The organism is Microbacterium sp. Leaf151 (assembly GCF_001424225.1).
In the GTDB taxonomy this organism is placed as follows: Bacteria; Actinomycetota; Actinomycetes; order Actinomycetales; family Microbacteriaceae; genus Microbacterium.
On sequence record NZ_LMOR01000001.1, the window covers coordinates 888174 to 907679 of the forward strand.

Here is a 19506-nt window from a genome sequence, read left to right on the forward strand (position 1 = left end):
GGCCGAAGCCGGGGCCCACCCTCCTCACCCACCGGTGAGGCGCGTCACGTCTCAGCCGCAGGTGCGCGCGCCGTATCCGGCCTTCACCTCGGTCGCTGCGCCACCCGCGTCGGTCGCGGTGACCGTCACGGTGCCGGCCGCCAGCGACGACGCGCGCACCGTGAAGCTCTGCGTCGTCGTCTTGCCCGCGGCGAGGGATGCCACCGTCTTCGACCCGTGGTCCGACGTCATGTTCAGCGAAACCGGGGCATCGTCACGGTTGGTGACCGACACCGCCAGCACCACCTTGCCCGCCACGCACCGGCTGGTCACGGCGGCCGTGACCTCGGGACCCGGCGAGGGAACAGTCTGCGGCTTCACGCTCTCGAGGGTCGGGATGACCTTCTGCATGAGGCCGTCGGCGCCGAACGTCACCTTGTCGATGGTGGTCTCGCGGTTGTTCCCGTTGCCGTTCGGCATCGCGAAGCGGTGGTACGCGATGTACCAGTCGTCGGTTCCGGGAACGTTGATGATCGAGCTGTGGCCCGGCCCCTTGATGCCGAGAGACAGGTCCTTCTCGAGGATCACGCCGCGGTACGTCCAGGGCCCGTTCATGCTCGTCGCGGTGGCGTACCCGACGCGGTAGTTCTCCGATCCGGTGTCATCGATGGCGTAGGTCAGGTGGTACAGGCCCTTCCGGTAGTTGAAGAACACGCCCTCGCGGAAGTCGGTCAGGCCGTTGATCCGCTGGTAGGTGCCCGGCTTGATCGACTTCATGTCGTCGGCCAGCTCTGCCAGAACGGGGGAGCCGTTGCCCCAGCCGAGGTACCACTTGCCCGTCACCGGGTCGTGGAAGGCGGCGGGGTCGATGGCCTGGCCCGACGTGACGGCCTCGTTGTTGAGGATCATCGCGTTGGGCTCCGCCGTGAAGGGCCCCTCGGGGTTGTCGGCCACGGCGACACCGATCGTCTTGCGGTCGAGGGCGGCGTTGTGGCCGCTGAAGTAGAAGTAGTGCTTCCCGTCGCGCTCGATGATGGTGGGCGCCCACGCGTTGCCCGTGGCCCACGGCACGTTGCCGTTGGTCCCGTCGAGCGTGAGGAAGGGCGTCGCCGACCGCGTCCAGTCCGTCAGGTTCTTCGACTTCCAGACGTAGAACTCCTTGCCGCCCCAGCCGGGGAAGCCGTCGGACGTCGCGTAGATGTAGTACGTGTCACCGAACACCGCGATGTTCGGGTCGGCGTACAGGCCGGGCAGCACGGGGCTGTTGACCACGCGCGCCTCGATCTTCCACTCCGCCTTGGCGCCCGAGGGCGTCGTCACGGTGTAGGTGACCGGAGCGGTCAGGTCGACGGTCGTGCCCGAGGCGGGCGACACCGTGGAGCCGGGGACCGTGGTGAAGGTCGGGGCGAGCTTCGACACGTCGGTTCCCTTGACCACCGGCAGGATGACGGTGCGCGCCTTGCCGTCGGTGATCGGAGCCATCTTCAGCTTCTCGGGCTGCGTGAGCGACACGTCGAGCAGCTGGTCCTCGACGCCCGCGTTCTGCAGGATCTCCGTGTTCGACAGCGCCCGGTTGTATACCCGGACGTTGTCGTACCAGCCCTGGAAGTACCCGTCCGCGCTGTACAGCGACTTGCCGAGATAGCCCATGAGGTTGGAGCCGAGCTCGCTCACCGAGGCGTTCAGGGCGAGGTTCTCATCGACCTTCACCCCGTCGATGTACATGCGCAGCGTCTTGCCGTCGTAGACGAGGTCGTACTTGTGCCACTGGCCGCTCGAGATGCTGCCGGTGACGTCGGACTCGTTCTGCCACGTCGCCTTCGTGATCGCGGTGCGCGCCTCACCGCCCCGCACCCGCAGGAAGGAGTACTTGTCCTGGCTCTGCCCGAAGGCGAAGGTGAAGAAGTTCCCGCTCGTGCGCTCGGACTTGATGTCCATCGAGACCGTCATCGTGTCGCGGCCGTCGAAGAACCCGGTCGGGAACGAGGCGAAGCCGTTCGCCGCACCGGTCAGCTTCAGAGCCGAGCCCTTCTCGGCATCCGTGGCGATGGATGCCGTGCCGGAGGCGGTGAGGTCGGCGTCGCCCACCGAGTCGGCGAGGGAGCCGTTCTCGAACGTGTACTCCGCGATCGGGCCCTGCTGAGGCTCTTCCGGTGTGACCGGGGTGTCGCCGTACTTCTCGAGCAGACGCGCCTCTTCCGCCTTCGAGAGGCGCAGGACGGACCCGTGACGGAAGCTCTGGTCGAACGAGAATTGGTTCGCTCCGGGACCGGCGCTCAGCTGGGTGTATTTGTTGCCGGCGAGTGTGTCGGCGGTGTGAGCGTAGTAGTTGAACTCGTCGCCCATGACCGACCATCGACCATCGGGCAGCTGGTAGACGGTGAGACCCTCCATGCGGCCGCGCAGACCCGCCGCGGCAGCTTGCCCGGGAGCGATCTTCTGCGTCCAGGGACCGTCGAGCGACGGGGCGGTGTCGACGACCGTGTCCCAGTCGGAGGTCGAGAACCGGTAGTAGGTGTCGCCCTCCTTCGCGATGGTCGAGTCGATGATGTTCCGACCGCCCTGACCGTCGCCCTTCGGGTTCAGCGTCGTCCAGATCTCGGGCTTCGTGAACGTCGTGAAGTCACGCGTCTTGGTGAGGTACATGCGCAGCGCCCAGTCGGGCGTGTTGTTGTCGGTCTGGTCGCGCGCGGCCCAGTACACGTAGTACTCGCCGGTCGCCTCGTTGTAGATCGCCTCGGGCGCCCACACGCAGCCGGCCTTGTCGAAGCCGGCGAAGACGATGCGCTGGTCGCTCCAGTTCACCAAGTCAGTGGACTCCCACACGACGAGGTTCTGGCTGGCGTTGAGCTGGTCCCAGCCCGAACCGCCGGCTCCGCCGCCTTCGGCGTGCAGGTCGGTGCCGATGATCCAGTACTTGTCGCCCTCGGGGGAGCGCACGAGGTGCGGGTCGCGCACGCCGAGGTCGCCGCCCAGGTTCGCGAGGATCGACTTGTTGTCGTTCAGCTTCTCCCAGTGCAGACCGTCGGTGCTGTGCCCCATGAAGATCTTCTCGTAGCCGCCCTCGGTGGCGAAGTGGGTCCACAGGTATCCGGCTGTGTAGTCCTTGTCGAGACCCGCCGGAGCGGCCCTGACCGTGACCTCGATCTGACGGGTGACGGATGTTCCGGATGCCGCGGCGGTCAGCGTCACCTTCGTGTCGGTCGCGCCGCGCGTGACGACGCCGGCAGCTTTGCCGCCGGTCGCCGACGTCGAGATCACACCCGACGGCGAGGCCGACCACGTGATGGCCGTGCCGTTGACCGACCCGGTGGCCGGGAGGGTGATGTTGCCGCGCACGTCGGTGGCGTTAGGAATGCTGATCTTGTCGAGGTCGGCCTTCGCGAGCTCGGCGTTGCCCGGCATCGCCGCCACGGTGACGGCGAAGGTGCGGGTCTCGGTGGCCGAGCCACGGGTTAGGGTCGCCGTCAGCGTCGCGGTGGCGGGCTGCTGTCCGGCCGCCGGGCGCGTGACCTTGCCGGTCGCGCTCACCGCGGCGGTGTTGCTGGAGGCCCAGCTGATGGCGGCGCCGTTGACGCCCGTCGTGGGCAGACGCAGGTCGGCGGTCACGGCGCTCAGGTCGCCGAGCGAAAGGGCCGCGGCGTCGCGCTGCAGACGGGTGGCGTCGGTGGGGACGAGGGCGGCGACATCGGATGCCGACAGGGCGGCGTTGTAGACCCGGAAGTCGCGCACGCTGCCGGCGAGGCGGCGGTCGGCGTTGTAGACCGAGCGGCCGATGTAGTTCGCCGCGGTGGATCCGCCGCCGATGGCGCTCGGCTTGGTGGTGACGCCCGTGGCCTGGCCGACCTGCGCGCCGTCGAGGTAGATGCGCGCCGTGTCGGTGGCGTCGTCGAGGGTGTAGGTGAGGGTCTTCCACACGTCGCGCTGCAGGTTGGCGTTGCTGTTCACCGTCTGCTCGGTGCTCCAGTTGCCCGTCGCGATCGACGTCTTGTACGAGTTGCCGGTCGAGTAGAGGTAGCCGTTGCCGACACCCCCGCCGTCCGTGTTGCCGAGGCCGTAGATGAAGTACGGCGTGCCCTGATCGCCGCGCACCAGGACGTCGGTGCTGATGGTGATCGAGTCGAGGCCGGCCAGCAGGTTGTCGGGCAGGTCGACGTAGTCGTCGGTGCCGTCCAGCCGCACGCCCTCGCCGCCCGTCAGGGCCGCGCCTCCGACGTAGGTGGCGTTTCGACCCTTGCCGGACGCATCGACGGCGGTGGTGCCGCTCGCGTCCGTGAGGGGGTAATGGGCGACGAGCCGGTCATCGGCGGCGGCAGCGGGCTGCGCGGCGACGAGGGCGCCGGTCAGCGCAAGGGCGAGTGTCGCGACGCTCGCGAGCGCGCGGCGGGGCAGGGGGTGCTCCATTGCGATCCTTTCGGACAGCCGTCGTTGGCTGCCGTCGTGCAGGGATGCTGAATGTTATCGCTCACAGGGGGCCGAAACAAGACCTCGTAGCCTCACTGCCCGCGCGGGCAGTGAGGCAGCGGGTGCCCGTCGCAGTCGCACGGGAGCACGCGGATGTTGACGTCAACGAATGATTGCCCCGCGCGACTGGTACCGCTAACGTGTGCAGCACGATCGGCATCCGCCGTCGCCTCACGGGAGCGCGCGAGCGCTCTCGAGGTCGTCCTTCCCGGGGGCGACCGACGCGCCGCCGCCTCGGCGCACCACCCCACCGCTTCGCCTCGGCCCCCACCGTCGAAGCCGCGCGCACAGCGCCGAGAGAAAGGTCTCGAAGATGAGATCACCGGTCACCCGCCCACCCCGAGCCGTGCGTTCGCGTCGTGTGTCGAAGGCGCTGACCGCGTCTGTCACCGGCGTGCTCGTCGCCTCGACGATGAGCATGGTCGCGCCCGCCGCGTACGCCGCCGACGTGCCGGCACCGACGGCGCACTACGACATGTCGCACTCCGGCACGTCGCTGCTCGACGTCTCGGGCAACGGTCGCAACGCCTCGCTCACCGGTTTCACCGACGCGTCGTTCGCCGACGCCGCCGGTGACGCCGTGCTGCGGTTCAAAGCCGACGGCTACGCCGCGCTTCCCAAGGGCCTGGTCACGGGAACCGACAACGACTTCACCGTCGAGTACACGGTCGCGGCACAGTCCGCGGCGAACCACTTCGGGTGGGTCATCGGCGACGGCGTCGGGCCGTGGAACACCACGCAGCTCGGCAACCACATCTTCCTCAGCCCGCGTTCGGCGCAGGGCGGCTACACCGACCAGGTGCTCGCCGCCATCCGCGTCAAGAGCGGTAGCAGCAACGGCGAGACGCGTATGCCCGCCGGCGGCGGACTCAATCCGGGGTTCACGACCCTGACGATGGTCGGCAGCGGCAACACCTTGACGCTGTACCGCGACGGGAGCGTCATCTCGACCCTCACGCACGCCAACTCGCTCAGCTCGATCATCCCCTCGGGCAACGTGCTCGGTTACCTCGGCCGGTCGCTCTACCAGGGCGACTCGCTGCTGCGCGCCGACGTCACCGACGTCAAGTTCTGGGACGCGGCGCTCACCTCCGCGCAGGTCGGGTCGAGCATGCCCACGGCGTCGCAGAAGTCGTCGACCACCTCCGCGCTCCTGCGTGGTGACGTCGCGGCGACCATGCTGCGCTCCAACACCTCGCTCGACAGCGTCTCGAGCAACCTCAACCTCGCCTCGTCCGTGAACGGCGTCGCGCTGACCTGGGCGTCGTCCAACCCGGCCGTCGTGTCGACCACCGGGGTCGTCTCGCGCTCGATCACGGCGAACACCGCGGTGACCCTCACGGCGACGAGCTCGCTGGGCGTCCTGACCTTCGACGTCACAGTCATCGCTCCCAGCGTCTCCACCGACCTGGATGCCATCTCCCTGGCATCCCGCACGACCGAAAACCTGCCGCTGGCCACGAAGGGCGCCGTCAACGGCGCCGCGATCAGCTGGACCTCGTCGAACCCCGCCCTGGTCTCCTCGACCTCGGCCGCGTACGTCGCGCCGGCCGTCGGTGCCGCCGACCCCTACCGCGGCGGCGGTCTCGTCGCACGTCCCGCCTACGGCGCGGGAGACGCGAAGGTCACGCTGACGGCGACGGCCACCCTCAACGGGCAGTCCGCGCAGAAGACGTTCGAGGTCACGGTCGCCGAGAAGGGACGCTGGGCTCCGGATGCCGGATACGCCGCGGCGTACTTCAAGTCCGACGGCGACGAGAAGATCTACCAGGCGGCGACGTCGGGCAACGACTTCTTCTCGTTCTCGCCCGTGAACGGCGGTCAGCCCGTCATCACGTCGACGACCGACACGAAGGGTCTGCGCGACCCGTACATCCTGCGGTCGAAGGACGGCGACAAGTACTACATGGTCGCCACCGACCTGTGCATCAGCTGCGGCACGGGCTGGGGCCCGGCGCAGTCGAACGGCTCGCTCAAGATCGAGGTCTGGGAATCGACCGACCTCGTGCAGTGGACCCGCACGAACGGCGTCAACGAGGGCATCACGGTCAACCAGCCCGAGGCCGGCATGACCTGGGCCCCCGAGGCCTACTGGGACGACGCGCTGCAGTCGTACGTCGTGCACTTCTCGTCGCGTCTGTACAAGGACGCGTCGCACACCAACACCGACAACCTGCAGGCGCGGGTGTTCTACGTGCTCACGCGCGACTTCAAGACGTTCACCTACCCGCCCACCGAGTGGCAGAACACCGGCTTCGCCCGCATCGACTCGACCGTGCAGAAGATCGGCGACTACTACTACCGCTTCTCCAAGAACGAAGAGGGCGGCGCAGCCGACGGCCTCGAGGCGGGCAAGGACATCTTCCTCGAGCGGTCGAAGGTGCTGACCGCGCCGACGACCCGCTCGGACTGGAATGCCGATCCCGAGAAGACGTGGCAGCTCACCGACACCTACATGACCCGTCTCGAGACGAACGAGGTCGGCGAGGGTCCGCAGATCGTCAAGCTCAACGAGGGTGACCCGAACAATGCCGGGGGCGACGGATACGCCTTCCTCGTCGACAACTTCGGTGCGGGCGGATACCGTGCCTTCGTCACCACGGGCGGTGCCATCGCGAGCAGCTCGCAGAGCGACCGCCTGTCGCGTCGCGCCGATTGGAACGTCCGCCCGGTCGGCGGCCTGCCCGCCAGCCCGCGCCACGGTTCGTTCGTGAGCGTGAACCAGTCGGTCCTCACCGCCATGCGCGATTGGACGTCGGTCAAGGCGGTCGCTTCGACCACCGCCCTCACGCGTGAGGGGCGCACGGCCACCGCCGTCGTCGCCGCCGCCGACCGGGGTGACGTCGCGGGCACCGTGACCTTCACGGGCGAAGGCTGGACGCAGACGGTGAAGCTCAGCCAGCGCTCCGCCTCCGTCGAGGTGCCGGCCACGGTGCGCTCGGTGACCGCGCGATACGACGGGTACGCCGACGGCCGGGTCACCGCGTCGTCGTCCGAGGCGCTGTCGCTGGGTCTCGACCTGTCCGCCACCGCGGCGAACCGCTGCATCGCCGGCAAGGTGACGCAGGTCGTGACGGTGACCAACGCCGACTCCGTCGCCGCCGACGTCACGGTCGCCGGTTCCTTCGGCAGCAAGAAGATCACCGTCGCCGCGGGCAAGTCCGCCTCGACGACGTTCGCGACGCGCGCGGCATCGGTCGACGCCGGGACGCTGTCGATCGACGCGGTGACCAGCGGTACGAAGAATGACGCGACGTCGTTCACCGTACCGACCCCCCGGGGCAGCTGCGGCTGACCCTGCGTCGCCGGTGGGTGGCCCGAGTCGATCGGGTCATCCGCCGGCGCGCGGGTCCTCCCGCTGAACCCCGCGGGTCGCGCCACCGCCGCTCCCGTGAGCGGCGGTGCCGCGGTCCGAAGGCGCGCGCTCCTCGCCGCGCGACCCGTGATCCCGATTCCTCGTCCACCATTCGAAACACTTGTCTTCGGTTGGTGTTCTCGCTAACATTCATCATGTCGCGGGGCGGGGGATGACCCGGATCCTTCCCGCAACGACCGGAGCGTCCGGTGAGCTTGCTAGTCGTTCGACGTCGGTGTCGGGCGAAGAAATGGAGTACACAATGAAGTTTTCCAAGGGTGCCGTGGCGCGTATCGCCGTGGCTGCTGCCGGCGGTCTGGTGCTCGTGGGCACCGCTGGTGCCGCTTTCGCCGCCGAGGTCGGAGACGAGAACGTCGACGTCAACGTGCAGATCGCGCCCGTCGACGGTCCCGGCAGCCTGAGCCTCACGGTGGCCGGCACGTCGGCCACGCTGACGGAGTCCCCGTCAGGTGACGCCGAGGTGCGCCAGTTCGACGGCGCCCTGCCCACCGTCACCGTCACCGACACCCGCGATGTCGCCGACATCCCGGCGGAGCGCTACTGGTATGTGGTCGGTCAGGCCTCGGCCTTCACCGGCCCGGGCGGCGCCACCATCTCCCCCGACCACCTCGGCTGGACCCCCAACCTCCTCAACGAGGGCGACACCGGTCTCGTTGCCGAGGGTGAAGAGGTCCAGACGTCCGAGGACACCGGAGACGACGCGGTCGGCCTCGTCGACCAGGAGCTGCTGTACACCGCCCTCGACTCGGCCGCCGTCAAGGAGGGCGGAGAGTCCTCGTGGACCGCGAACGCCGCCCTGGTGCTGAAGACCGACACCGGTGTCACGCCGGGCGCGTACTCGTCGACGCTGACGCTGTCGCTGTTCGAGGACGCTTACACCCCGTAAGCTCGAAGCGCGAGCGGGCCGAGTCCTGAACAGGACTCGGCCCGCAGTTTCGTATACGGGTCGATGTCGACGGGATCGACGAACATCTGGGATGGTGACGCAGCGGTATGTTCAGGACACGCCCCTTTCTCATGCGGATGACAGTCGCTCTCGCGGCTGTCGTCGCGCCGTTCATCGTCGGCGTACCCGCCGCATCCGCGGCATCCGCCGATGACATCACCTGGTCGGTCACTCCGGCCGACGAGTCGGGCGCCGACGATCGCGGTGTCATCCAGCAGGAACTCGACCCCGGGGCTTCGCGGGCGGACTTCCTCGCCGTCCGCAACCTCAGCCGCACGGAGGTGACGTTCGCCCTCTCCGCGGCGGACGGCTACTACACCGACAACGGGCGGTTCAACATGCTGCCCTCCGATAAGGAGTCCGTCGACGCGGGTCTGTGGATCGACCTGCCCGACTCGGTCACGGTCGGACCGAACGGTACCGTCGTCGTTCCCTTCACCACCACGGTGCCGGAGGGAGCCATCCCGGGTGACCACGCGGCGGGCATCGCCGCGTCCGTCTCCTCCGTCGGTACCGACGCCAGCGGCTCCGAGGTCGGGGTCGAGAGCCGCGTCGGCTTCCGCGTGATGACGCGCGTCACCGGCGACATCGTTCCCTCGTACGCCGTTTCGGGGATCGAGTCGGGATACGACATGTCGTGGAACCCGTTCCGTCCGGGCTCCGCGAGCACGTCGTTCACGGTCGAGAACACCGGCAACGCCAGCCTGCTCGTCACCGGGGCTACGACCATCGGCACCGGATCCGCGGTCTTCCCCGCCGACGGCGCACCGCGCCAAGAGCTTCTGCCGGGGGAGTCCCGCTCGTTCACCGTCGCGGTCGCCGATGTGTGGCCCACGTTCTTCGTGCCGGGATCCATCGACCTGGCGCCGACGGCGACCGATCTGGGCGGCGGTGCCGTCGAGGTCGCACCCCAGTCGGCGGATGCGTCGCTGTGGGCGATCCCCGTGCCGCAACTCCTCGTCCTGCTCGGCGTCCTGCTGATCGTCGCGGCCCTCTTCTGGCGCCGCCGCCGCTTCACGGCCGCCCTCGATCGTGCGCGCGAAGAAGGGCGTCTCGCGGCGAACGGCTCGGCCGCCGCCTCGGCCGACGTCGTCTCGCCCACGTCGACGGAAGCCGCCCCCGGCCGCACCGAGGCCACGGACTCCGCGCCCACAGAGGGACGCCGATGACCCTTGCGGCGACGGTGCTGCAGCGAGACGAAGCCGTCTACGTCGACGTCGACATCACCCCCCTGCCGACGGTCCTTCCCTCCGCCCCCGCGGGCGTCACGCCGTCGCCGTCCGGCGTGCCCGACCACGGATGGCTCGCGGCCACCGGGTTCGAGCCGGCCTGGCTGATGGCCGCCGGGGCCGTCGTCGTCGTGGCCGTCGGTGTGGCTCTGCTGCATCGTCACCGTCGCCGCGCGTGAGAGCGCGGCCCCCGTCGTCGCGCGTGTCATCCGGCGGCGAGGGGAGAGGGCGCATGCCTATCGTCCGGCCGTGACGCGTGCGGGGTCGGCGAATAGTATGGAATGTTGTGATCAGGCCTTTTTCGGCGTGGTCCGTGGCCTGCCTGTGCGTTGGGATCGTCCGGTGCGCACCTCGCCCATGATGTTCGGATCGGAAGACCTCAATGCCCCAGTCCTCGAGTCGCGGGTGGCAGCGGCCCAGCATCTACGACGTCGCGCGTCGCGCCGGCGTGTCGCACATGACGGTGTCGCGGGTCTTGAACGGCCATCCGAACATCCGCGAGACGACGCGCGCGCGTGTCTTGCAGGCGATCGAGGAGATGAACTACACGCCGAGTTCGATCGCCCGGGCCCTCGCCACCCGGCGAGCCCGCCGGATCGGCGTGCTCATCGACGGGCCCGTGCAGAACGGTCCGAACAGCACCCTCCGCGCCCTCGAGAAGGCGGCACGCGAGGTGGGGTACGCCGTGAGCGCGTTCTCGATCGGCGATGACGACGCGTCGCAGATGGATTCCGGGGTGATGGAGCTCGTCACCCAGGGGGTCGACGCGTTGTGCGTCATCGCGCCGCGCGAGTCATCGCTCGATCTGCTGCGGCAGCAGACCACCGGCCTTCCCACCATCGTCATCAAGGCCGAGGCGGATGCCGCCTGGCACACCGTCGGCGTCGATCAGCGCGAGGGTGCGCGACTGGCCGTCCGGCACCTCATCGGGCTCGGCCATCGGCGCATCGCCCACCTCGCCGGTCCCATGGACTGGTTTGACGCCCGTGAGCGCATGGAGGGCTGGCGCGAATGCCTCTCCGAGGCGGGTCTGCCGGAGGGGCCGATCATCATCGGCGACTGGACGAGCGACTTCGGCTTCGAGTTCGGGAAGTCCTTCGACCTGGGCGACACCACCGCCGTGTTCGCGGCGAACGACCAGATCGCGTTGGGCGTCATCCACGGGTTGCACGGTCGCGGCATCCGCGTTCCCGAAGACGTGAACGTCGTGGGGTTCGACGATCTGTCCGACGCACGACACTTCCTTCCGCCGCTGACCACGGTCCGCCAGAATTTCGCCGAACTCGGCGAGCTGGCGCTGCAGCAGCTCATCGCCGCGATCGAGGGCGACACCGATCCCAGCCACGACACGATCCGGCCGAAGCTGATCGTTCGCGAGTCGACGACGGCCGTCGTACCCGGCTGATTCGTCGCGGGATCGACGCGGTCGAGGCCTCCGATCGGGCCGTGATCGAGTTGTGATCTGAAACCGGGGATTTCTCGTGAAAAAGTCTTGCGCTCTTGAATGTTAGCGCGCACACTAAGGAAGACCAGGAGTGCCGCTCACAGCTGCACAGCATCCCCTCTCCAACCCGAATGCTGGAGAGATCTCAAGGAGGAGAACAAATGTCGATTTCGAAGCGCATGCGCGGCGTCGTCGGATTCATCGGTGTGGGCGTCGTCGCCCTTGGCCTCGCCGGCTGTGCCGGTGGCGCCGATGCAGGTAGCGGTGAGGGCGACGCCGCGGGCGACGTCACCACGGTCGGCTTCGTCGCCGTCGGTCCCGAGGGTGGATGGCGTAACGCCAACGAGCAGGCGATCAAGGACGCGTTCACCGCGGATGCCGGCTTCGACCTCAAGTACGCCCCGGCGGCCAGCCCCAGCGACCAGAAGTCGCAGCTCGACGCTTTCGCGACCTTCGTCAACGACGAGGTCGACGTCATCCTGCTCACGGCCACCGAGGCCTCGGGCTGGGAGTCCTCGCTCGAGCTCGCCAAGGAGGCCGAGATCCCGGTCGTGCTCCTCGACCGCGGCGTCGACGCGAGCGACGACCTCTACGTCACGCGCATCGCCCCCGACAACAAGCAGGTCGCGGAGTCGGTCGGCTCGTGGGCCGTCTCGGCCTTCCCGTCGGGCGCCAAGTACTTCGTGCTCGAGGGCGTACCCGGCCTGTCGGTCGTCAACGAGCGCAACGAGGGCTTCGACGCCGAGGTCGCCAACGCATCGGGCTTCACCAAGGTCGGCGCGCAGACCGCCAACTGGAAGACCGACGAGGGTAAGTCCGTCATCGAGACCGTCCTGAAGGCCAACAACAACGACATCCAGTTCATCTTCGCCCAGAACGACGAGATGGGCATCGGCGCCGCTCAGGCTGTTTCCGCCGCGGGTCTGACCCCCGGCACCGACGTCAAGATCGCCACCATCGACGGCACGAAGGGTGCGCTCGAGGCACTGGCCGCCGGTCAGCTCAGCTTCGTCGCCCAGTACAACCCCTTCTTCGGCGACACCGCCGTCGACGCCGTGAAGTCGGCCATCGCCGGCGACACCGTCGAGAAGACGATCATCGTCGACAGCGCGACCTTCGACTCGCCCGAAGCGGCCGAGACGGCACTGTCCGAGGGCCTCGGCTTCTAAGCCGGGTCCACCCGCTCGACAGCACCACTCATGGAGTGGGGGCGGCCCGCCCGGGCTGCCCCCACTCCGCATTCCCCACCCGCTCCGTACCAGCGAGGAAGTTCGTCAGCGATGACAGAATCCCTACCGATCGTCGAAGTCCGCGGCGCATCGATCACATTCCCCGGCGTCAAAGCCCTCGACGAAGTGAACTTCCGACTCCTGCCGGGAGAAGTCCATACCCTCATGGGCGAGAACGGCGCGGGCAAGTCCACGCTCATCAAGGCGCTGACCGGCGTCTACCAGATCGACTCCGGATCGATCCTCATCTTCGGCGAGGAGCGGCGCCTGACCGGCACCGCCTCGGCGCAGGCGGCCGGCATCTCGACCGTCTACCAAGAGGTCAACCTCTGCACCAACCTCACCATCGGTGAGAACGTCATGCTGGGCCACGAGATCCGCGGACCGTTCGGCATCAACTGGCGCGCCACGCACGCTCGCGCCAAGGAGGCGCTGACCGGCATGGGTCTCGGCCACCTCGACCCCCGTGCTCCGCTGTCATCGATCTCGATCGCCCTGCAGCAGCTCGTCGCCATCAGCCGCGCGATGGTCACCAACTCGAAGGTGCTCATCCTCGACGAGCCGACCTCGAGCCTGGACTCCGCCGAGGTCGAGGTTCTCTTCACCGTCATGCGTCGCCTGCGCGACCAGGGTGTGGCCATCCTTTTCGTCTCGCACTTCCTCGATCAGGTCTACGCGATCAGCGACCGCATCACGGTGCTGCGCAACGGCGGTTTCGTGGGCGAGTACCTGACCCGCGACCTCGACCGCACGCAGCTCATCTCGAAGATGATCGGCAAGGACATCGAGGCGCTGCGCGCCCTCGGCTCCAATCGCCAGGTCGACGCTCGCGATCGCAACGAGACCCCCGTCTACGCCGCCGAGGGCATCGCCCGCGCGGGAGCCCTCGCCCCCACCGACATCGAGATCCACAAGGGGGAGGTGGTCGGCTTCGCCGGCCTGCTCGGCTCCGGTCGCACCGAACTCGCTCGCCTCATCGCCGGCGCCGATCGCCCCGACGCGGGCACCGTGCGCCTCAAGGGCAAGAAGGTCAACGTCAACTCCCCGGTCTCGGGTCTGGGCAACCACATCGCCTACTCGACCGAGAACCGTCGCGACGACGGCATCATCGGAGACCTCAGCATCCGCGAGAACATCATGCTCGCGCTGCAGGCCAAGCGCGGGTGGCTGCGTCGCATTCCCGCCAAAGAGGTCGACCAGCTCGTCTCGACCTACATGGAGCGTTTCAGCGTCCGACCGAACGACCCCGAGCGCCCGATCCGCCTGCTCTCGGGCGGCAATCAGCAGAAGGTCCTGCTGGGCCGGTGGCTGGCGACCGACCCGGAACTGCTGCTGCTCGACGAGCCGACCCGCGGCATCGATGTCGGCGCCAAGGCCGACATCCAGGAAACCGTCGCCGAGCTCGCCGAGGCGGGCATGAGCGTCGTGTTCATCTCGTCCGAGCTCGAAGAGGTCGTTCGCCTGTCCGAGCGCATCGTGATCATGAAGGACCACGAGAAGGTCGGCGAGATCGTCAACGGCCCCGACGTCACCGCCGAGCGCGTCGTGTCGATCATCGCGGCCGAGACCGAAGAAGAGGCAGAAGCCCAGACCGAGGCCCTCGCCGAAGGAGAGACCCGCTGATGACCGTCTTCAAGTCGCTTCTGCGCACCCCCTGGTTCTGGGGCATCATCGGCATCGTCCTGCTGCTGTCGCTGAACGTCATCAAAGACCCGACCTACCTCTCGGTCGGTATCAACCCGACGACCGGACAGCTCTCGGGCAACCTGCTCGACATCCTGCGGGTGTCGGCGCCGATCATCATGATCGCCCTCGGCATGACCTTCGTCATCGCCACGAAGGGCATCGACCTCTCGGTCGGCTCGATCATGGCCGTCGGTGGTGCCGCCGCCATGGAGCTCCTGCGCTCGATCAACGAGGCGAGTTCGTTCGGCGCCATGTTCATGGCGATCGGCCTCGCGCTGCTGCTCGGCGCGGTCCTCGGTCTCGTCAACGGCCTGCTCGTCTCGGTCGTGGGGCTCCAGCCGTTCATCAGCACCCTGGTGATGATGCTCGCCGCCCGCGGTATCGCCCGCGTGATCACGGGCGGGCAGAACACCAACTCGCAGAACCAGCCGTTCCAGCAGATCTCCAACGGCCAGGTGCTCGGACTGCCGATCAGCTTCGTCACGGCGATCGTCATCGTCGTGATCGTCACCGTGATCATGCGCCGCACCGCACTGGGTCTCATGATCGAGTCGATCGGTGTGAACCCCGACGCGAGCCGCCTCGCCGGCATCCGTCCTCGTCCGATCCTCATCACCGTCTACGTGCTCTCGGGCATCCTCGCCGCCGGCGGTGGTCTGTTCACGGTGTCGGAGGTCATGACGGTCGACGTCTCGGGCACCGGCTACCAGATGGAGCTCGACGCGATCCTCGCCGTCGTCATCGGCGGCACCTCCCTCGCCGGAGGCAAGTTCTCCATCCTCGGGTCGACCATCGGGGCTCTGCTGATCGCAACCCTGAACAAGACCGTGCTCTTCCTCGGGGTCTCCGCCGCGGCGACCCCGGCCTTCAAGGCCATCGTCATCGTGCTGCTCGTCCTGCTGCAGTCCGAGCGGGTGAGGACCTTCGTCCTCCAGGCCGGACGCCGCCGTACCCGTAAGGAGGTCGTCGCATGAGCACGACCGTCTCACCCCCGTCGCCCTCGCACGGCACCGAGGTCCCGGTGCGGGGCCTGGCGATCTCCCGCATGTGGGGTCGCAGCCAGTCCGCCGTCCCGACGCTGGCCGCCGTCGTGCTCCTCGTCGCGATGCTCGTGTACGCCGAGCTCGCATACGGCCGCGTGTTCCACGCCGGCACCATGTCGAGCCTGCTCGTCAGCTTCGCGCCCACGATCATCCTCGCCGTCGGCATGACCATCGTCATCCTGTCGGGAGGCATCGACCTCTCGGTCGGCGCCGTCGTCGCCTTCACCTCGGTGTCGGGCGTCATGCTGATGAACAACGGCGTCAACGGCTGGGTCGCCGTCATCCTGATGATCGTGTTCGGCGCTCTGTTCGGTCTCGTCTCGGGCGTCCTGATCCAGTACTTCAACGTGCAGCCGTTCATCGCCACGCTGGCCATGATGTTCCTCGCCCGAGGTCTGGCATCCATTCTCTCGACCGTGCCGGTGCAGGCACCGGACAACTCCCCGATCCTGGTGCTCGCCACCGACTGGAAGCTGTACGACGGTCCGAAGACGAACGACCTCGTGCTCACGCCCGGCTTCTTCATCGCCGTGCTCGTGGTCGCAGCCGCCTTCATGCTCCTGCACCGCACCCGCACCGGCCGCACGGTGTACGGCATCGGCGGGGCCGAGAACTCGGCGCAGCTGATGGGACTCCCCGTCGCCCGCACCCGCGTGCTCATCTACGTGCTCAGCGGTGCCCTTGCCGGCCTCGCGGCCGTCGTCTACACAGCCGAGGTGGGCGGGAAGGCGCAGAACGTCACCGGCATCGGATGGGAACTGGATGCCATCGCCGCCGTCGTCATCGGCGGAACGCTCCTGACCGGCGGTGCCGGCTACGTCCTCGGTTCGGTCGTCGGTTCGCTGGTGCTCGCCGCCCTGGCCATGATCATCACCAAAGACGGTGGCATCCGCCCCGAATACCTGACCATCATCACCGGCGGTATCCTGCTCGCGTTCGTCCTGCTGCAGCGCGTGCTGACCGCGCGACGCCGAAAATGAGCACCGTCGTCGACCCGCACACCCGCAAGGAGAACACCGTGGCAGCGTCCCCTGCTGACTTCCCCCCCGGCGTCCAGGAATCCATCGACCGTGTCCGCGAGGACGTCGCCCGGCTGCACGCCGAACTGGTGCGCTACAACCTGATCGTGTGGACCGGCGGAAACGTCTCGGGCCGCGTGCCCGGCGCGGATCTGTTCGTCATCAAGCCCTCGGGCGTCTCGTACGACGACCTGTCGCCCGAGAACATGATCCTGTGCGACCTCGACGGCAACGCGATCCCCGGTACGCCGGGCAGTGAGCGCAGCCCCTCGAGCGACACGGCAGCCCACGCCTACGTGTACCGCCACATGCCCGAGGTCGGCGGGGTCGTGCACACGCACTCCACCTACGGCGTCGCGTGGGCGGCCCGCGGGGAAGAGATTCCCTGCGTGATCACGGCCATGGCCGACGAGTTCGGCGGACCCATCCCGGTCGGCCCGTTCGCGATCATCGGCGACGACTCCATCGGCCGGGGCATCGTCGAGACCCTGCGCGGTCACCGTTCGCGCGGCGTCATCATGCAGAACCACGGTCCGTTCACGATCGGNCATCGGCGACGACTCCATCGGCCGGGGCATCGTCGAGACCCTGCGCGGTCACCGTTCGCGCGGCGTCATCATGCAGAACCACGGTCCGTTCACGATCGGCTCCAACGCGAAGGATGCGGTGAAGGCGGCCGTCATGCTCGAGGACGTCGCGCGCACCGTGCACATCGCCCGCGAGGCGGGACCGCTCATCCCCATCCCGCAGGAACACATCGACGCGCTCTACAACCGCTACCAGAACGTGTACGGGCAGAACACGGACGCACGCCGGTGAGCGCCGTGACCACCTCGCCCGCCGAGGTCATCGCCTCCGGCCGCGCCGTGCTCGGCATCGAACTCGGTTCGACCCGCATCAAGGCCTGCCTCGTGGATGCCGACGAGCCCACCCGCGTGCTGGCCACCGGCTCGCACGCCTGGGAGAACCGCTACCGCGACGGCAACTGGACGTACTCGTTGAACGACGTCTGGACGGGTGTGCAGACCGCCTACGCTGCGCTGGCTGCCGACGTGCAGCGTCTCCACGGCGTCGCGATCGAGACCCTCGCCGCGGCGGGCGTGTCGGCGATGATGCACGGCTACCTCGCGTTCGACGCCGAGGGGGAGCTGCTCGTGCCGTTCCGCACCTGGCGGAACACCTCCACCGAGCGGGCCGCCGGCGTGCTGTCGGAGCTGCTGGGCACGAACATCCCGCTGCGCTGGTCGATCGCGCACCTCTACCAGGCGGTGCTCGACGAAGAAGACCACATCCCCGACGTGGCATCCTTCACCACTCTCGCCGGGTACGTCCACGAGAAGCTGACCGGCCGTCGGGTGCTCGGCATCGGAGACGCCTCCGGCATGTTTCCCATCGACGTCGCCACACGCGACTACGACGCCGTCATGGCGGCCAAGTTCGACCGCCTCGTGGCGGAGCGGGCCCCGGGCCTCCGCCTCCGCTCGCTGCTGCCCGACGTGCTCGTCGCCGGCGAAGCCGCGGGGGAACTGACCACCGAGGGTGCGGCGCTCCTGGATCCGACCGGCGCACTGCGTCCGGGCGTGCTGTTCTGCCCGCCCGAGGGCGACGCCGGCACCGGTATGGTCGCGACGAACTCCGTCGCCCCCCGCACCGGTAACGTCAGCGCGGGTACGAGCATCTTCGCCATGGTGGTGCTCGAAGGGCCGCTTCGCCGCACGCACGACGAGCTGGATCTCGTCACCACCCCCGCCGGCGACCTGGTCGCCATGGTGCACTGCAACAACGGCGCGAGCGAGCTCGCCGCCTGGGTGGGGCTGTTCGAGCGGTTCGCGGCCATTGCCGGCGGCACCCTCGACCCCGACGAGGTGTTCGAGGCGCTGTTCATGGAGTCGCTGGACGGTGCGCCCGACGCCGGCGGCCTGCTCGCCTACAACCACCTGGCGGGAGAACCCATCGCGGGTCTGCCGGAGGGGCGGCCGCTCTTCGTCCGTACGCCCGACAGCCGCCTCACGCTGGCGAACTTCATGCGCGCGCAGCTGTACGGCGTGTTCGGCACGCTCGCCCTGGGCATGCGCGTGCTCGCCGCCGAGGGTGTGGAGCTCGACCGCATGTACGCGCACGGCGGTGTGTTCCGCACGGCCGGGATCGCGCAGCGCTTCCTCGCCGGTGCGCTGGACGCGCCGGTCGCGGTTGCGGCAACCGCGTCCGAGGGTGGGGCGTGGGGGATCGCGGTCCTCGCAGCATTCGCCGCAGACACCGCGGGCGACCCGATCGACGCCTACCTCACCGACCGCGTCTTCGCGCAGGCGGGGTTCGTCTCGATCGACCCCGACCCCGAGGACGTCCCCGGGTTCGCCGCTTACCTCACCCGATACCGCGCGGGGCTCGCCATCGAGCACGCCGCGATCGCGGCGACGTCCTGACCTCGGCCGTCGCCACTCCCACCACAAAAAGGAATTCCCGCATGACCCGCACCACTCTCCGGAACGATCTCGACGGCTACGAGGTCTGGTTCGTCACCGGCAGTCAGAACCTCTACGGAGAAGAGACCCTCAAGCAGGTCGCCGAGCAGTCGCAGGCCGTCGTCGAGGGACTCGCCGGCCTGCCCGTCAAGGTCGTCTGGAAGCCCGTGCTCAAGGACTCCGACAGCATCCGCCGCATGGCGCTGGAGATCAACGGCCGCGACGACGTCATCGGCGTGATCGCGTGGATGCACACGTTCAGCCCCGCGAAGATGTGGATCTCGGGGCTCGACGCCCTGCAGAAGCCGCTGCTCCACCTGCACACGCAGGCGAACGTCGAGTTGCCGTGGAACGACATCGACTTCGACTTCATGAACCTGAACCAGGCCGCTCACGGCGACCGCGAGTTCGGGTACATCCAGACGCGTCTGGGAGTCGCGCGCAAGACGGTCGTCGGCCACGTGTCGAACCCGGCCGTCCGCCAGCAGATCGAAGATTGGGAGCGCGCCGCCGCCGGCTGGACCGCCGCCCGCACCCTCAAGCTCGCCCGCTTCGGTGACAACATGCGCTTCGTCGCCGTCACCGAGGGTGACAAGACCGAGGCCGAGCTGCGCTTCGGCGTGCAGGTC

13 protein-coding genes and 1 pseudogene are annotated in these 19506 nt (G+C 68.4%); 13 read left to right on the top strand and 1 reads right to left on the bottom strand.

The window, feature by feature from the left end:
• Positions 1-51: 51 nt before the first annotated feature.
• Positions 52-4383: a family 43 glycosylhydrolase gene (locus ASF76_RS04015; RefSeq protein WP_055953182.1), complete on the bottom strand. Its 4332-nt coding sequence runs from the start codon at positions 4381-4383 to the stop codon at positions 52-54.
• Positions 4384-4756: 373 nt separating this feature from the next.
• Between ASF76_RS04015 and ASF76_RS04020 the strand changes: the two genes are divergently transcribed.
• From ASF76_RS04020 to ASF76_RS04075, 13 genes and pseudogenes are all read left to right on the top strand, one after another.
• Positions 4757-7738: an immunoglobulin-like domain-containing protein gene (locus tag ASF76_RS04020; protein WP_082484832.1), complete on the top strand. Its 2982-nt coding sequence runs from the start codon at positions 4757-4759 to the stop codon at positions 7736-7738.
• Positions 7739-8060: 322 nt separating this feature from the next.
• Positions 8061-8705, top strand: a complete 645-nt coding sequence (locus ASF76_RS04025; RefSeq protein ID WP_055953185.1) for a hypothetical protein — start codon at positions 8061-8063, stop codon at positions 8703-8705.
• A gap of 137 nt (positions 8706-8842) precedes the next feature.
• Positions 8843-9934 carry a hypothetical protein gene (locus ASF76_RS04030; RefSeq protein ID WP_156459121.1) on the top strand — a complete coding sequence of 364 codons (1092 nt, stop codon included), beginning with the start codon at positions 8843-8845 and terminating at the stop codon, positions 9932-9934.
• Positions 9931-10173 (top strand): LPXTG cell wall anchor domain-containing protein, encoded by a 243-nt coding sequence (locus ASF76_RS04035; RefSeq protein WP_055953188.1) that lies wholly within the window; start codon positions 9931-9933, stop codon positions 10171-10173. The genes ASF76_RS04030 and ASF76_RS04035 overlap by 4 nt, the downstream gene beginning before the upstream one ends.
• Before the next feature lie 203 nt (positions 10174-10376).
• Positions 10377-11399 carry a LacI family DNA-binding transcriptional regulator gene (locus ASF76_RS04040; RefSeq protein WP_055953191.1) on the top strand — a complete coding sequence of 341 codons (1023 nt, stop codon included), beginning with the start codon at positions 10377-10379 and terminating at the stop codon, positions 11397-11399.
• Positions 11400-11599: 200 nt separating this feature from the next.
• On the top strand, positions 11600-12607 hold the full coding sequence (locus ASF76_RS04045) for a substrate-binding domain-containing protein (RefSeq protein ID WP_055953194.1): 1008 nt from the start codon (positions 11600-11602) through the stop codon (positions 12605-12607).
• Between the two features lie 111 nt (positions 12608-12718).
• Entirely contained in the window at positions 12719-14290 is a 1572-nt protein-coding gene (locus ASF76_RS04050) for a sugar ABC transporter ATP-binding protein (RefSeq protein ID WP_055953197.1), read from the top strand.
• Complete coding sequence (locus ASF76_RS04055) at positions 14290-15327, top strand: ABC transporter permease (protein ID WP_055953200.1); 1038 nt, start codon at positions 14290-14292, stop codon at positions 15325-15327. The genes ASF76_RS04050 and ASF76_RS04055 overlap by 1 nt, the downstream gene beginning before the upstream one ends.
• Positions 15324-16376 carry an ABC transporter permease gene (locus ASF76_RS04060; RefSeq protein WP_055953204.1) on the top strand — a complete coding sequence of 351 codons (1053 nt, stop codon included), beginning with the start codon at positions 15324-15326 and terminating at the stop codon, positions 16374-16376. The genes ASF76_RS04055 and ASF76_RS04060 overlap by 4 nt, the downstream gene beginning before the upstream one ends.
• Positions 16373-16962 (top strand): L-ribulose-5-phosphate 4-epimerase (locus tag ASF76_RS17415; RefSeq protein ID WP_268774192.1); only part of this gene is annotated, 590 nt, incomplete at its 3' end. The genes ASF76_RS04060 and ASF76_RS17415, both read left to right, overlap by 4 nt.
• Before the next feature lies 1 nt (position 16963).
• Positions 16964-17234 (top strand): annotated as a pseudogene (locus ASF76_RS17420) (class II aldolase/adducin family protein); the annotation flags it as partial.
• A 5-nt stretch (positions 17235-17239) separates the two neighbouring features.
• The gene (locus ASF76_RS04070; protein ID WP_055953468.1) at positions 17240-18838 is read left to right on the top strand and encodes a xylulokinase; all 1599 of its coding nucleotides are present in this window, start codon (positions 17240-17242) and stop codon (positions 18836-18838) included.
• A gap of 41 nt (positions 18839-18879) precedes the next feature.
• Positions 18880-19506, top strand: a 627-nt coding sequence (locus tag ASF76_RS04075; RefSeq protein WP_442922754.1) for an L-arabinose isomerase family protein, incomplete at its 3' end; no start/stop codon positions are given.